Annotated in this window: 10 protein-coding genes; 6 read left to right on the top strand and 4 right to left on the bottom strand. The window is 61.8% G+C overall.

Annotated elements, in window-relative coordinates; translation table 11 throughout:
* Positions 1 to 283: 283 nt before the first annotated feature.
* Both ACXYMS_RS06645 and ACXYMS_RS06640 read left to right on the top strand, forming a co-directional pair.
* Complete coding sequence (locus ACXYMS_RS06645; protein ID WP_458904799.1) at positions 284 to 2,134, top strand: ABC transporter ATP-binding protein; 1,851 nt, start codon at positions 284 to 286, stop codon at positions 2,132 to 2,134.
* A gap of 295 nt (positions 2,135 to 2,429) precedes the next feature.
* Positions 2,430 to 4,292 (top strand): ABC transporter ATP-binding protein, encoded by a 1,863-nt coding sequence (locus tag ACXYMS_RS06640; RefSeq protein ID WP_458904797.1) that lies wholly within the window; start codon positions 2,430 to 2,432, stop codon positions 4,290 to 4,292.
* Positions 4,293 to 4,325: 33 nt separating this feature from the next.
* On the opposite strand, the gene ACXYMS_RS06635 is transcribed toward ACXYMS_RS06640, so the two are convergent.
* Positions 4,326 to 6,296: a putative bifunctional diguanylate cyclase/phosphodiesterase gene (locus ACXYMS_RS06635; protein ID WP_458904795.1), complete on the bottom strand. Its 1,971-nt coding sequence runs from the start codon at positions 6,294 to 6,296 to the stop codon at positions 4,326 to 4,328.
* A 238-nt stretch (positions 6,297 to 6,534) separates the two neighbouring features.
* On the opposite strand from ACXYMS_RS06635, the gene ACXYMS_RS06630 reads away from it, so the two are divergent.
* Both ACXYMS_RS06630 and ACXYMS_RS06625 read left to right on the top strand, forming a co-directional pair.
* Positions 6,535 to 9,009, top strand: coding sequence for a beta-mannosidase (locus ACXYMS_RS06630; protein WP_458904793.1), 2,475 nt, complete (start codon positions 6,535 to 6,537; stop codon positions 9,007 to 9,009).
* A gap of 217 nt (positions 9,010 to 9,226) precedes the next feature.
* Positions 9,227 to 10,141: a DMT family transporter gene (locus tag ACXYMS_RS06625; RefSeq protein ID WP_458904791.1), complete on the top strand. Its 915-nt coding sequence runs from the start codon at positions 9,227 to 9,229 to the stop codon at positions 10,139 to 10,141.
* On the opposite strand, the gene ACXYMS_RS06620 is transcribed toward ACXYMS_RS06625, so the two are convergent.
* The 3 genes from ACXYMS_RS06620 to ACXYMS_RS06610 all read right to left on the bottom strand — a co-directional run bounded on the left by ACXYMS_RS06620 (position 10,138) and on the right by ACXYMS_RS06610 (position 13,371).
* Positions 10,138 to 11,430 carry an NAD(P)/FAD-dependent oxidoreductase gene (locus ACXYMS_RS06620; RefSeq protein ID WP_458904789.1) on the bottom strand — a complete coding sequence of 431 codons (1,293 nt, stop codon included), beginning with the start codon at positions 11,428 to 11,430 and terminating at the stop codon, positions 10,138 to 10,140. The genes ACXYMS_RS06625 and ACXYMS_RS06620 overlap by 4 nt on opposite strands.
* A 45-nt stretch (positions 11,431 to 11,475) precedes the next feature.
* Positions 11,476 to 12,849 (bottom strand): FGGY-family carbohydrate kinase, encoded by a 1,374-nt coding sequence (locus ACXYMS_RS06615; RefSeq protein WP_458904788.1) that lies wholly within the window; start codon positions 12,847 to 12,849, stop codon positions 11,476 to 11,478.
* 72 nt (positions 12,850 to 12,921) lie between these two features.
* Complete coding sequence (locus ACXYMS_RS06610) at positions 12,922 to 13,371, bottom strand: universal stress protein (RefSeq protein WP_458904786.1); 450 nt, start codon at positions 13,369 to 13,371, stop codon at positions 12,922 to 12,924.
* 120 nt (positions 13,372 to 13,491) lie between these two features.
* On the opposite strand from ACXYMS_RS06610, the gene ACXYMS_RS06605 reads away from it, so the two are divergent.
* Together ACXYMS_RS06605 and ACXYMS_RS06600 are read left to right on the top strand one after the other, a co-directional pair.
* The gene (locus ACXYMS_RS06605; RefSeq protein WP_458904784.1) at positions 13,492 to 13,629 is read left to right on the top strand and encodes a hypothetical protein; all 138 of its coding nucleotides are present in this window, start codon (positions 13,492 to 13,494) and stop codon (positions 13,627 to 13,629) included.
* 158 nt (positions 13,630 to 13,787) lie between these two features.
* Positions 13,788 to 14,069 (top strand): hypothetical protein, encoded by a 282-nt coding sequence (locus ACXYMS_RS06600; protein WP_458904782.1) that lies wholly within the window; start codon positions 13,788 to 13,790, stop codon positions 14,067 to 14,069.
* Positions 14,070 to 14,302 lie beyond the last annotated feature (233 nt).

The following is a 14,302-nucleotide window of genomic DNA, read 5'->3' as shown; positions in this document are numbered from 1 at the left end:
GTCCGGTGACAGCCGACTCTGCGTTCTCGTGTATCCTATGCGGCTCTCGGCTGCATAGCATGTCTCTTATGGCGTCAATTGAGACGGCATTGGGGAGGAGGCGCTCTGCAGCCGCCTGCACGTCGCTCCTCTGCGCCTCTTGGTCCCACGAGCGCCGGTTCCGAAATTTCCGCACGGATTCTTGCCGTCGGCCAGATATGCCTTGACCTCAACTATGCTTGAGGTCGCAAAGGTGTGGGCCATCGCCTTGATGCCGTGAATGATAACGAGATGGTCCAGAACAATGTTGCGTTGGTTTGAGAAGCGCGTCGACCCCTATCCCCAGGCCGAACCGGTCGAGCCCCCCAAGGGCCTGCTGGCCTTTTGCCTGCACTATAGCGACGGCGCAAAGCGCTGGCTCGCCGCCATGACCATTCTGGGCGCGGCCATCGCTGCGCTCGAAATCATGCTGTTCGGGTTCATGGGGTCCATTGTCGACTGGCTGGGTTCGGCCAATCCCGATACGTTCCTCGCCGAAGAGGGCTGGAAGCTCGCTGGCATGGGGTTCTTGCTGCTGGTGGTCATTCCGCTCTTGCAGGTGACCGACTCCCTGATCATCCACCAAGGACTTCTGGGCAATTTCCCCCAGCGCATCCGCTGGATGGCGCATCGTTACCTTATTCGCCAGTCCATGAGCTACTTCCAGGACGAGTTCGCCGGCCGCATCGGCGCCAAGTTGATGCAGACCGCGCTCGCCGTCCGAGAAGTGGTCATGAAGGTGCTCGATGTCACCGTCTATGTGATCGTCTATTTCACCGGCGCAGTGGTCCTCGCCTTCATGAGCGACCCCTGGCTGGCACTGCCCTTCATCGTCTGGCTGGCGCTCTATCTCGGGCTGCTACGCTATTTCATCCCGCGCCTGGGCAAGATTTCCGAGGCGCAGGCTGATGCCCGCTCGCTGATGACCGGCCGCATTGTCGATAGCTACACCAACATAGCCACGGTCAAGCTCTTCTCCCATTCCAAACGTGAGGAGAGCTATGCCCGCGAGGCCATGGATGGGTTCCTGGGCACTGTCTATAAGCAGATGCGCCTGGTCACGCTCCTGCAGGTCTCGATCACGGTGATGAACTGCACCTTGCTGTTCGCCGTGTTCGGCGTCGGCATCTGGCAATGGCTGGACGGCAATATGACGCCCGGCGCTATTGCCGTGGCCGCGGCCCTGGTGCTGCGCTTCCAAGGCATGAGCCAATGGGTCATGTGGGAGATGTCGGCGCTGTTCGAGAATATCGGTGTCGTGCGCGATGGCATCTCGTCCATCTCGCTGCCGCGCGTCGTCGCCGATGAGCCGGGAGCAAAGCCGATCGGCCCGGTCAAGGGCGACATCAGGTTCGAGAACATCTCGTTCCACTATGGCAAGTCCGAGGGCGTCATCGGGGGCCTGAATCTCCATATCCAGCCTGGCGAGAAGATCGGCTTGGTCGGACGCTCCGGCGCGGGCAAGTCGACCATCGTCAACCTGCTGCTGCGCTTCTATGACCGCCAGGAGGGCCGCATCCTCATCGACGGGCAGGACATTGCGCTGGTGACCCAGGATAGCCTGCGCGCCAATATCGGTGTCGTCACCCAGGACACTTCGCTCCTGCACCGATCGGTGCGCGAGAACATTCTCTACGGCCGCCCCGACGCGACCGAGGAGATGATGATCGCCGCCGCCGAGCAGGCCGAGGCCGCCGACTTCATTCCAGGTCTGACCGACCCCAAGAACCGCAAGGGCTACGACGCCCATGTGGGCGAGCGCGGCGTCAAGCTCTCCGGTGGCCAGCGCCAGCGCATCGCCATCGCGCGCGTTCTGCTCAAGAACGCGCCGATCCTGGTGCTCGACGAAGCCACCTCGGCGCTGGACTCGGAAGTTGAAGCCGCCATCCAGAGCCAGTTGCAGATGCTCATGCAAGGCAAGACGGTGATCGCCATTGCCCACCGGCTCTCCACCATTGCCATGATGGACAGGCTGGTGGTGCTCGACAAGGGGCGCATCGTGGAGCAGGGCACTCACGCCCAACTCCTCGACAGCGGCGGCATCTACAGCCAGCTCTGGCAGCGCCAGTCCGGTGGTTTCATCGATGTGGATGCCATCGAGGACGCTGCGCAGTAGTCTTGCGTACCTCTTCCTCTTTCGAGGCGCTCGACGCGAAGCGTCGGGTGAAGGGGCCTAGCCTTCTGGAAGGCCCTTACCGGCTCGCAAGAGCGAACCGACCGCTCCCCCCCAAGGGAGCGGTGAAGACAGAACCAAAACCAAAGGAGACCCAAGATGGGTGACATCATCACGATCCGAAATACCGCCAATCCCACTGCCATTGGCACCAGCAAACCCAAGCAATCGGACCGATACCGAACCTGACCGCGAGCCAATCTCCCCGTCAGGCGCGGCTCAATAAAGAGCAGAACAAATGTTCAACCGCGTCGTCGCCTATTTCGACAATCTCTATTCCCCCGTAGCCCTGGCCGAGAACCGCCAGCCGCCCATGGGTTTCAATGCCTTCGTTGGCTATTTCATCGCCCAGTTCCGCACGGCCTTCATCCTGCGCATCATCCTCGTCTCCATCGGCTCGGTGGCCGATGCGCTGATGCCGGTCTTTGTCGGGCTGGTCGTGGGCATGCTGGCCACCACCAATCCTGGTGAAATCTTCGACCTGCACAGTCAGACCCTGCTCTGGATGGTGTTCGTCGTGGTGCTGGTGCGGCCCCTGACCTTCCTTCTGGACACTCTGATCCGCAATCACGGCATTGTCCCGAACCTGGTCGACCTCATTCGCTGGCAAAGCCACTGGCACGTCATCCGGCAGAGCTGGACCTTCTTCCAGAACGACTTTGCCGGGCGCATCGCCAACAAGATCATTCAGGCCGGCGAGGCCATCGAAATTGGGGTGAACCTGACCATCGATGCTGCCTGGTATGCCCTGGTCTTTGTCGTGGTGGCTATTATCGTTCTGGCCCAGCTCGACCCGTTGCTGCTGGTGCCTATCGGTGTGTGGCTGCTGCTATACGCCGTGCTCTTCACCATCGCCATGCCGCTCATCGCCCGCTATTCCGAAACGCTTTCGGAAGCCAAGTCGGTGATGACTGGTCGGATTGTCGACAGCTACACTAATATCCAGACGCTCAAGACCTTCGCCACCGGCGACTATGAGGACCGTTATGTCTCCGACAGCGTGATGGATCATGCCGTGGAGTTCCGCAAACTGATGCGTGTCTTCACCTATATGTGGTCAGTGTTGTTCTTGCTGAATGCAGGGCTCGTAGTTTCGGTGACCTGGCTGGCACTGACCGGCTGGAACAATGGCACGCTGACCGCCGCCGCGGTTGCGACGGCGATCCCCTTTGCCCTTCAGATCATGAACATGAGCGGCTGGATCCTCGAGATCGGCTCCACCATCTTCCGACAGGTTGGCACCACGCGGGATTCGATGGACACAATCGCCCAGCCACTGACCATGCTTGACGCCCCGGGGGCCAGGCCGCTCGAGGTCAAGGCCGGGGAACTGGTCTATGATCAGGTCAGCTTCAACTACTGGCGCGGCAAGCAGGGCTCGGTGATCGACGGGTTCAGCCTCAAGGTCGCGCCGGGCGAAAAGATCGGCTTGGTCGGGCGCTCGGGGTCCGGCAAGTCGACATTGGTAAACCTGGCCCTGCGCATGTTCGACGTGCAGGAAGGGACCATCCGCATCGACGGGCAGGATGTGCGCTCGGTCACTCAGGAAAGCCTCAGGGGCGCCATTGGCCTTGTCAGCCAGGACACGTCCCTGCTGCATCGCTCGGTGCGCGAGAACCTCAAATATGGTCGCCACGATGCGACCGACGAGGCCATGATCCGGGCCGCCGAACAGGCCAATGTCCATGATGTCATCATGGGCCTGGCCGATCCGCAGGGACGTACCGGCTATGACGCTCACGTGGGCGAGCGCGGCGTCAAGCTCTCGGGCGGGCAGCGCCAGCGCGTCGCCATTGCCCGGGTGCTGCTCAAGAACGCGCCGATCCTGGTGCTGGACGAGGCCACTTCGGCGCTGGACTCCGAAGTCGAGGCGGCCATCCAGGAGCAGCTGACGCATCTGATGGCGGGCAAGACGGTGATCGCCATTGCCCATCGCCTCTCCACCATCGCGGCCATGGACCGGCTGGTGGTGCTGGAGCAGGGGCGTATCGTCGAGGAAGGCACCCATGCCCAGCTTCTGGCCTCGGGCGGGCACTACGCCATGCTCTGGGGGCGGCAATCGGGTGGGTTCCTCGATCTCGATGGGGCCGTGACGAGTTGACGCTGGAGCAGGGGCGGGACCGCGGTTCCGCCCCTAGCCTGCGGCACGTCCCTCAATATGGCGCAAGGAACGTTCGCGCTTGAAATAATCGGGCAATTGGTCGAGGGCCATGGGCCGGCCGAAAAGATAGCCCTGCATCACCGTGCCACCCAGCGCCACCAGCGCCTGGAGCTGCTCTTCAGTCTCGATACCCTCGAACACGCAGGAAATGCCCAGGTTCCGGCACAGGTCGATCATCGTCTTGACGATGGCGCGGCTAGCCGGGTCATTGGTTACTTCCGCCACGAAGCTGCGATCGATCTTGATCCGGTGCAGGGGCAGCTTCTGCACATGGGTAAGGCTCGAATGCCCCGTCCCGAAGTCATCCAGCGCGATGCGCGCGCCTAGCCCCAGCAGCATCAGCAGCGATTGGTTGGCTTGCTTGAGATCGCGCATCACTGCGGTCTCGGTGATCTCGAAATCGATCCGGCTGGGCCCCCGGCAGTGCCCGAAGATGGCCACGATCTGCTCGATGGCGGTGGTCGAGCCGATATCATTGGCCGACAGATTGACCGACAGACGAATGGCGCGAGGGAGTTCGATGCTTGCCGCGAGAGCCTTGCGCAGCACGATCTGGGTGATCTTGTTGATCTGCCCAGTGCGCTCTGCCATCGGGATGAAATCGGCAGGCGACACTTCGCCCAGAACCGGGCTGCACCAGCGCGCCAGCACTTCGAAACCGGTGGTTTCGCCCATCGATACATCGAACTGGGGCTGTAGCAGCACGTAGACTTCACTGTCGAGATCGGCCGTATGCAGCAAGTGTTCCATGCGGCGGACCTGGCTGATTTCGCTCGCATGCTGCTCGGAAAACACCACGGCCTTGCCACGTGCGTCGCGCTTGGCGCCCGATGTCGCATAGTCTGCCCGGTCGAACAGGCTGTCGGCCGTGTCGTTGGACCGGGAGGCGGCAAAGCCCGCCGAGGCGGACAGGCGGATGACCCCCTCGGGCTGGTCGAATGACAGGCGCATCGCGCCGCACAGCACGTCGCCGGCATGAGCCATGGTCTGCTCGTCCACCGGCCCTTGCAGGATCAAGCCGAATGTATTGCTTTCCAGCCGCGCAACGAACGTGTCCGGCCGGCGTAAGGCGTCGATGCGGCGGGCCGCCTCGATCAGTACCCGATCCCCCGCCAGTTGGCCGAAGATTTCATTGATCGACTTGAAGCGGTCCAGGTCCAGCCGTGCCACAGCGATGGTTCGGCCTGCTTCTTCCGCCTCCTGCAGGGCCTGGTTCAGGCGCCGATCGAAGCTGCGCCGGTTCGGCAGGCCGGTCATGCTGTCCATATTGGCGAGGCGATGGTTTTCGTCGAACAGTCGCTGGGTCTCGGCCTGCCTCTGCGCCATCGCATTGCGCGATGCCACCAGGTCCGCAAAGGACCGGTTGTTGCCCAAAAGGATAATCAGCAGCACGGCAACGGCAAGCACCATGTTGATGGCAATTGCGATCAGTGTTTCCTGGCCGGACGCGGCAAAGAATGCGGTGAACGGGCCCAATACGCAGATGCCGACCGCCAGAGCCGCCGCCCGAACATGCATGAGACAGAACATGCAGCCAATGGTGGTGATGCCCATGTAGAACGCGATCTGCGATTGCAGAAAGGGGTCCCCATAGGGAAAGAGCGCAAAGCTCCAGGCCGTGAATCCGAGGGCGAGTGCAGCTCCCATCCATATGATAGCCCGCAGACTGGTCCTGGCCCTGTCGACTGTCACCATCCGGTGGCGAGAGCGCCACCACATCGTGGTTCGGATAAGGCAGATCAGGGTCAAAACGGCTGGTATATAGACGGTCAACTCGACCGGTGCGACGTCATAGTGGGTCCATGCCACGATGATCGAGTTGGCCACCAGCATCGCATATAGGAGTGGAACCTGGCGGCTAAGTGCACGCCATTGCGCAAGCGCAAGTTCAGGTGCGTCGGGCGGCTCCGAAAAGTTTTCAGCGATGCGCCGCAGAACGGACATGGTACCGGCCCCTCGTCCAGTAAACCTATCCGCGCAAATACTAATTTATTGGAAAAGAGGTCCTCGCAAACACCTTGTGTTCATTGCAAAACACCTGACGGCGCCCATTTTGGTGCAAAAGTGGGTTCTGCCTCGGCTGCACTCGCCGCACCGGCGTTGTAACGTTGCATTGAAATCGATTGCAGGTGCTGATATTGGCCTGCCTGCATCGGCCGATGCCGTTCCCGGAGATATGTTCATGGCCATCGTCACCCATAATTCTGCTCTCGATCTGGGCGGCAAATTCAGTCTGTCCGCGCCAGCGCGCGACATCGCTACGACCATGGCCCTGCCGGGCGATGTCCATCACGCCCTTCTGGCCGCAAACCTGATCCCAGACCCCTATTTCGGCGAAAACGAGAAGGTGGTGATGTGGGTCAACGAGACCGCTTGGTCGGTCGAGCGGCGGTTCGATGCGTCTGCCGCCGACATAGATGGTTACCTGACCCTGACCCTCTCCGAGGTCGACTGCATTGCCACGATTGTCCTCAATGGCGAAGAAGTGGCCCGCACCGACAACAGCTTTGTGCGCAACGATATCGACGTCACGGGCAAGGTGCATGCAGGCGAAAATAGCCTGCGCATCGATTTTGGCATTGCTCCGAACGTCGCCAAGGCCCGCGCCGAGGCCCATCCTTTCCCGATCCCCTTCACCTACAATTACCAGACCAATGGGTTGAAGGGCATCCACATGAACTTCATCCGCAAGGCGGCCTGCCACGCCGGCTGGGACTGGGGCATCTGCCTCATGCCCATCGGCGTCTATGGCACGATGAGCCTGCGCAAGTCGCGCCTGGCCCGCCAGGAGAGCGTGCAGGTCGAACAGGCCCATGGCAGCAATTCGGTCGAACTGACTCTGCGGACTCGGCTTTTTGCCTTCGCTCATGGTGAAGTGGAACTTGAACACACCATCGATGGACAGGTCATCACCGACAAACTCGTGGTGCAAAAAGGCGAGAACGTCTTCACTCACAACGTCACCATCCACAATCCGAAAATCTGGTGGCCGGCCGGGCAGGGCGCCCAGCCGCTCTACGAACTCACCACCAATCTCGAAGGCGAAATCACCACCCGCCAGATCGGCCTGCGCGATCTCGCCTGGGTGATCGAGAAGGACGAGATCGATCACTCGTTCAAGTGCCGCATCAATGGCCGCGACATTACCATGATGGGCGCCAACTGGATCCCCGCCGACGCCATCCCGTCACGCGTCAATCCTGCGGTCGTCCGCGACCTGCTCGAAAGCGCCAAGGCCGCCAACATGAACATGCTGCGCATCTGGGGCGGCGGACAGTATGAACCGGACTGGTTCTACGACCTGTGCGACGAGCTGGGCATCCTCATCTGGCACGACTTCATGTTCTCCTGCATGAGCTACCCATCCGACCGGACCTTCCTCGCCTCGGTAGAAACCGAGATCACCCAGCAGGTGCGCCGCCTCAGCCACCACGCCTCCATTGCTCTCTGGTGCGGGGACAACGAAGTCATCGGCTCGCTTGGCTGGTACCCCGAGACTAAGAACGATCTGGGGCGCTATATCGCCAATTACGACCGGCTGAATTCGCTGCTGCACCGCATTGTCGAGGACGAAGACCCGATCCGCCGCTTCTGGCCATCGTCGCCATCGCTGGGCTATCTCGACTTCTCCGATGGTTGGCATTCGGATACGCGCGGCGACCTCCACTACTGGGATGTCTGGCATTCGGCCAAGAGCTTGGACGCCTATCGTGGCATCAATCCGCGCTTCGCTTCCGAATTCGGCTTCCAGTCCTTCACCTCGATGAATGTCATCGAGACTTTTGCCGAGCCCAAGGACCGCAATCCCTCCTCGCCGGTGATGGAAAACCATCAGCGCAACAATGGCGGCAATGCGCGCATCATCGAGACGATGAACCGCTATTTCCGCTTCCCGCGCGATTTCGAACAGATGGTGTTCCTGAGCCAGATCCAGCAGGGCCTGGCCATCAAGACCGCCATCGAATACTGGCGCTCCACCAAGCCGCGCTGCATGGGCACGCTCTACTGGCAGATCAACGACATCTGGCCGGTGGCCAGCTGGTCGAGTCTGGACTATGGCGGACAGTGGAAGCTGATGCACTACATGGCGCGCCGCTTCTACAATCTTATCAATGTCGTGGCTGTTCCCAATGCCGACAATTCCGAGATCGCGCTCAGGGCCATCAACGATACCGGGCGTCCAGTTTCGATTGCCCTTGAGGCCCGCGCTGTAAAGGTTACGGGCGAAAGCCGCGTGGTGTTTTCCGGCAATAGCGCTGTCGGCCCCGACGCCGCCATTACCGTGTCGAGCCTGTCGATTGCCGATCTGGCCGCCGATGAATTCCTGTTCTTCAGCTGGAAGGATTCGCAGGGGAAGGCATTGGGCGAAAACGACTATTTCCCCAAGCCCTACAAGGCCTATGACCTTGTCCCTGCCAGCGTCACGACAAGCTGGTCCGAACGCGACGGCCAGGCCGTGCTGACGCTCGAAACCGACAACCCGGCCTTCTTCGCCACGGCAACGGTCGATGTGCCGGGTTATTTCTCCGACAATGCGCTGACCCTGCTGCCGGGCAGGCCGGTGGAATTGACATTCCATCCTCGCCATGGGGCGGCGGTCGAGTCCGCCGATCTGGCCGCATCGCTCAAGGTCCGGCATCTGGCGGAAACCTTCTAGGTCCGGGCGCCCCCTCTTCCGGCGCTTCGCGCCTCCCTCTCCTCGATGGGGAGAGGGAGGATCGGCCAAAGGCCGAGACGGGTGAGGGGGATGCCGCTCCCTACCAAAATTGGCAGACTTCCATACAAGAATTTCCCGCCCGGACATTGACTTGACCGTCCCTCTTGTCCAGCTTTGCACCCGGTCGCAAATCCCTCGCGGCTGCTGGATCTGATTGATGTCTGCACCCTATGCTCGGCCTGCCGAGCACCGCCTTCTGGGCATCGGCCTGGCGCTGGCGGCCTATCTCATGTTCACCGGCATCGACTCATCCGCCAAATGGCTGGGACTGATCGGGATTTCCTTCGTGCAGATCGTGTTTCTGCGCTATGCGATCCATCTTGTGCTGGTCGCCACTATCCATCTGCCGCGCCACGGGCGCACCATGCTGCGCTCAGCCAACCTGAAGCTGCAATTCTATCGTGCGCTGGCCCTGCTCGGCGCCACGAGCTGCAACTTCCTCGCCGTGCAATATCTGCCGCTGACGGTCACCGGTTCGATTGCCTTCACAGTGCCCCTGATGATCTGCGCCCTCTCCGTGCCGCTTTTGGGCGAACAGGTCGGCTGGCGCCGCTGGAGCGCCATCGCCGTCGGCTTTCTGGGCGTGCTGGTCATCGTGCGGCCCGGTACGGATGCCTTTCACCCCGCGACGCTGCTATGCCTCGTGGCGGCGCTCAGCACCGCCTTCTACATGCTGCTGACCCGCAAGGTGTCGGGCTATGACAGTGCCGCTACCAGCCAGTTCTATGTAGGCATCTTCGCGACCCTCGCCCTCCTGCCCGTCGTGCCGTTTTCCTGGAGCCTGCCGTCGTCGCCCGATGGTTGGTTCGTCTTTTTTTCCGTGGGCGTCTTCGGCTTTCTTGGTCACCAGTTGATCACCGTCGCCTCCGGCCTTGCCCCGGCGACAGTTCTGGCGCCGTTCTCCTACTTCCAGATTTTCTTTCTCGCTGCCGCCAGTTGGCTGATCTTTCGGCAGCCGCCTGATGTGTGGCTCTATTTCGGCGCACCCATAGTCATCGGCTCGGGCCTCTACATCTGGATGCGCGAACGCATGCTCTCCAAGCCTGAGACGGTGGTGGCGACGGAACGCTAGTCCTCGTCCACTTCCTCGAGCGGCTTGGCCTTGGTGGCCTCTCCATGGGTAATCAGCCGGGCGCTACGCTGGCCGGTGAGATAGATCCAAAGCCAGCTCATGGTGATGATGATGCGGGTGCGCGTTTCCACCAGGAAATAGATGTGAGCTACGCCCCAGACCCACCAGGCGAACCACCCCTTGAGCGTTATCGCGCCGAAGTCGATCACCGCGGCGCTCTTGCCGATGGTGGCGAGGTCTCCGGCATGCTCGTATCGAAAGGGCAGCGATGAGTGGTCGCCGGCCATCCGGCGTCGAATGACCTTGCCCACGTGTTGCCCGGCCTGTTTGGCCGCCGGCGCCACGCCCGGCACAGGCTTTCCGCTCTCCTGCGCAATACTGGCCACGTCGCCAATGACGAAGATTTCGGCGTGCCCTGGTACGGAGAGGTCCGGCGATACCTCGATGCGCCCCGCCTTGTCGCCGTCAATTCCCAGCCACTTTCCCACTGGCGATGCCGCCACCCCCGCCGCCCAGATCACCGTGCGCGTCTCGACCCGCTTGTCGCCAAAGCTCACGCCCTCGGCATCTATGCCGCTGACCATCTGTCCCAGTTCCACCTCGACACCCATGTCCTGCAAGGCCTTGAGCGTATAGGTCGATAATTCCTCGCGGAAATTGAGCAGCACCCTGTCGGCGCCCTCGATGAGCACCACGCGCAGGTCGCCCGGCGAAAGTGTGTGAAACTCACCCTTGAGACTCGCGCGTCCCAGTTCGATGATCGCCCCCGCCATTTCCACCCCGGTGGGGCCGGCACCAATAATGGCAAAGGTCAGCAGCGCCCGACGCCGCTTGGGGTCTTTCTCGCGCTCGGCCGCTTCCAAGGCCAGCAGCAGCTTACGGCGAATGGCGGTGGCATCCTCGACGGTCTTGAGGCCGGGGGCATATCTCTCCCATTCGTCATGGCCGAAATAGGCGTGCTGTGCGCCTGTCGCCAGCACCAGCATGTCATAGGGCTCGCGACTGCCATCTTCGAGCAGCACGTCACGCTTGTCCTTATCGATGCCGACGACCGTCGCCATCAGCACCCTGGCATTATCCTGGTGCCTCAGTAGATGGCGGATGGGCCAGGCGACTTCCGAGGGGCTCAGTGCCGCCGTCGCGACTTGGTAAAGCAGGGGTTGGAACAGATGATGATTGCGCCGGTCGATCAGAGTGAGATCGATATCAGCACGCTTGAGGGCCTTTGCCGCCGCCAACCCGCCAAAACCGCCGCCCACAATGACGACCCTTTGTCTGCCTTTTGCCATGGCGGTCTCCTTGCTGGCACGAGGCCTGTCTGGCCCTGACGTTGGTCAGCCACTTACCCTTGTACGCCATGCGGAAACATAGGCATCGAATCCGTCGGCTTGCAGGGGAACAATCGCATGGCTGCTGCCTGCTTCGGGCACGCTGCCCTCGAACAACAGGCTGGCGCCCAGGCTGGTTCCGGTGGCATCGCCCGAGGCGAATACAGGCATCCCGGTCAGGCGCGCCAGTGTGGCGCCAAACAGGTGGTTTCGCGCCAATGGCCCTTCGAGCGTGATGCTGCGCCCCAACCCACAGAGATCGAGGCAGGCCCGCGCTACCAGTGCCAGGTAGAGGGAGGCCGCTGCGGTTCGCTGACCGGGCGTTAGACTGTCCGCCTCGACAGTCCAGCGCCCGTGCCGGCCTCCAAATGGTCCCACCCCCGGCGCAAAGCTGGGCAGTGCCTGCACGCCATTGGCAATCACATGCGCGATATCCTCGGCGCTCGGCTCCACGATCTCCGGCACTAACGCATCGAATTCCCGCCCACCCATGAATCGCGCCGTCGGCACGGGGCGGCCATGGGCGTCCACATTGGCGAGGCTATCCCGCGCCGGGTCGAGCGCCCCGGTATCGCCACCCACCGTCATCAGTATCGACCACGTCCCCGTCGAGACAATGGTGAAGGGCGCTTCCTCCCGGCCCAGATGCGGCAGCAGCGAGGCATTGGAATCGTGAATGCCGCAGGTCACGGGAATTGCTGCGGGCAGTCCCGTCTCGGCAGCGATCTGTGGCAAAAGCGTGCCGAGGACCGACGCCGCCGGTTGTATCGCCGGGAATAGCGTGCGCCAGCCCATGGCATCGACCAGACTGGAAAAATCGCTGCGGTCCGGTGCCCAGAGATCGGTATGACACCCCAGCGAGGTAACCTCGCTTGCCAGCACTCCGGTCAGCCGCCAGGCCCAATATTGCGGATAGGGCACGATGGCCGTCACTAGCGCGAATTCGTCGGGAAAGCGCTGCGCCTGCCAGTAGAGCTGTGCAGCCCAATTGAGACCATTGGGCAGGCGGGGCGAGAGCGTTTCGGCAAAGCCCGGTCTGACAGCCGCATAGTCCCCGGCGGTCTCTTCAGGTCCGTCGAATTCATAATCGAGCACCGGCAGCGCCAGTTCGCTCCCCGCCAGCAGAGTTCCGGTAGCCCCATGCGTGGTGATGGAAATGCCGTCGATCCGATGCGCGGCATGAAAAGCCCGCAAACGCCCCGCTATGAAGGCCCATAGCCGCTCTACATCGGCATGCGGATAGAGGCCGTCACGCAGCACGCTATTCGGCGTGCCCTCCGCAGCCAGTTGCGCGCGGGTCTGGCTGTCGATTAGCACGACCTTGGCATTGGTCTTGCCGATATCGATGACTGCGACGTGGCGGGGTGTGGTCTTGCTCATGGCCGGCCCGGTGGGATCGATGTCCGGCCTTAGCCCATTTCGTCCCACCGCGCCACCACTGACATGTTAGCCCTATTTGATCACCAGCACCGGGATCTCGGCATGCGCCAGTACCTCGGCGGCCTGACTGCCCAGCAGCAGGCGCCCGAGACCGCGCCGGCCATGCGATCCCATCACCACAAGGTCGGCCTTGATCTCCTTTCCGGCATGCAGGATGCCATCCGCGGCAGTGCTGTTGGCCACATGCATGCCCGCCATCGTGACCCCAGCGGTTTTTGCGACGCCCTCCGCGTCATCAAGAATGCCCTTTGCGGTCTCTGCCTTCGCCTTTTCGAGATCGTCGATAATCGTACTGGTGTCGACCATCATGATTTCGGCGCCGGGCGCCACGATGATGGATGGTTCGGTGACGGTGACGGCTGTCACCTTGCCGCCAGTCTTGGCCGCCAGGCCTAACGCATGGCGCAGCGCCTTGGAACTGAGCTCCGACCCGTCGATGGCGCAGACGATATTGGAATACATGGTGAACTCCTTTGCCCCGTGACTATGTTCCCACGTTAGACCAACGCATCACCTCCCGCTTTGATCCAGATCAGTCGGGCTGCCTATTGGGGCAGCCCGTCCTATCCCGGTCACCAAACCATGCCCATCCCGCCCGATGGCTGCGTCCTGCTGGCGCTGGCCGGCGCGATCGCGCTGGAGTGGCTCGCCAATCTCACTCCTGCCGGCGCCTACAATTTTGGGGGCCGTTCGTCTCGATCGCGTTGGTGCTGGCACTAGCCGGGCCGGGGCTTGAAATCGCGGCCGCCTGTGCCCTGAACCATGGCGGCACCTCGACCCTGCCTTACCACGCCCCTGACGCCCTTGTGACTACAGGCGTATTCAGCTGGTCCCGCAACTAGTTCTATTGCGGCCTCCTGCTGCTGGTGGCTGGCGCAGTGATTGGCTTCGGCCTCGACTGGGCCGTTGTCCTGCTGCCCTTGTTGTGGCTCGCTCTTGACCGTTTCGTCATTCCGGTAGAGGAACGCCGCATTGAGCACGCCTTCGGGCAATCCTATCTCGATTACGCAGCGACCACGCGCCGCTGGCTTTATGTGAACAACGGAGCATCTGACCTTTTTGGCGCAGGCGGCCTCAAAGATCGCGACCCCGCTGGACCGTGCCCGCCGCTTGTCCATCGCGCCGATGATGGGCCGACCGGACGGAGGTTGAATTCGTAAATCAAAAGGATAATCGCCTCCTCCTTGTGCCAAATTCCAAGTGAATGAGGAGTGTTTTAATTCGCGAGTTTTGCTGCCCTAGGCTCATTTACAGCCACGGTCCCTCAGCAGTACCCAAGGTAACGGGCACAAGGAAGACAGGCAGGGTGGGGGCCGGCAGCTGTCTGGCCGGAAGTGGAGATTTGGACGAGAGAAACGCCACTCATCTTCTTCCGGATGGCGGCGATGAAGCG

This window comes from Devosia sp. CAU 1758 (assembly GCF_054482695.1).
Note: the sequence above shows the minus strand (reverse complement) of the source record. Positions and strands in the feature narration are given on the sequence as shown.

Bases quoted from the DNA above. Each gene is read 5' to 3' on its own strand.
- ACXYMS_RS06645 (WP_458904799.1), top strand. From the start codon at position 284: ATGTTGCGTTGGTTTGAGAAGCGCGTCGACCCCTATCCCCAGGCCGAA.
- ACXYMS_RS06615 (WP_458904788.1), bottom strand. From the start codon at position 12,849: ATGAGCAAGACCACACCCCGCCACGTCGCAGTCATCGATATCGGCAAG.
- ACXYMS_RS06605 (WP_458904784.1), top strand. From the start codon at position 13,492: ATGCCCATCCCGCCCGATGGCTGCGTCCTGCTGGCGCTGGCCGGCGCG.
- ACXYMS_RS06610 (WP_458904786.1), bottom strand. From the start codon at position 13,371: ATGTATTCCAATATCGTCTGCGCCATCGACGGGTCGGAGCTCAGTTCC.
- ACXYMS_RS06625 (WP_458904791.1), top strand. From the start codon at position 9,227: ATGTCTGCACCCTATGCTCGGCCTGCCGAGCACCGCCTTCTGGGCATC.
- ACXYMS_RS06635 (WP_458904795.1), bottom strand. From the start codon at position 6,296: ATGTCCGTTCTGCGGCGCATCGCTGAAAACTTTTCGGAGCCGCCCGAC.
- ACXYMS_RS06640 (WP_458904797.1), top strand. From the start codon at position 2,430: ATGTTCAACCGCGTCGTCGCCTATTTCGACAATCTCTATTCCCCCGTA.
- ACXYMS_RS06620 (WP_458904789.1), bottom strand. From the start codon at position 11,430: ATGGCAAAAGGCAGACAAAGGGTCGTCATTGTGGGCGGCGGTTTTGGC.
- ACXYMS_RS06630 (WP_458904793.1), top strand. From the start codon at position 6,535: ATGGCCATCGTCACCCATAATTCTGCTCTCGATCTGGGCGGCAAATTC.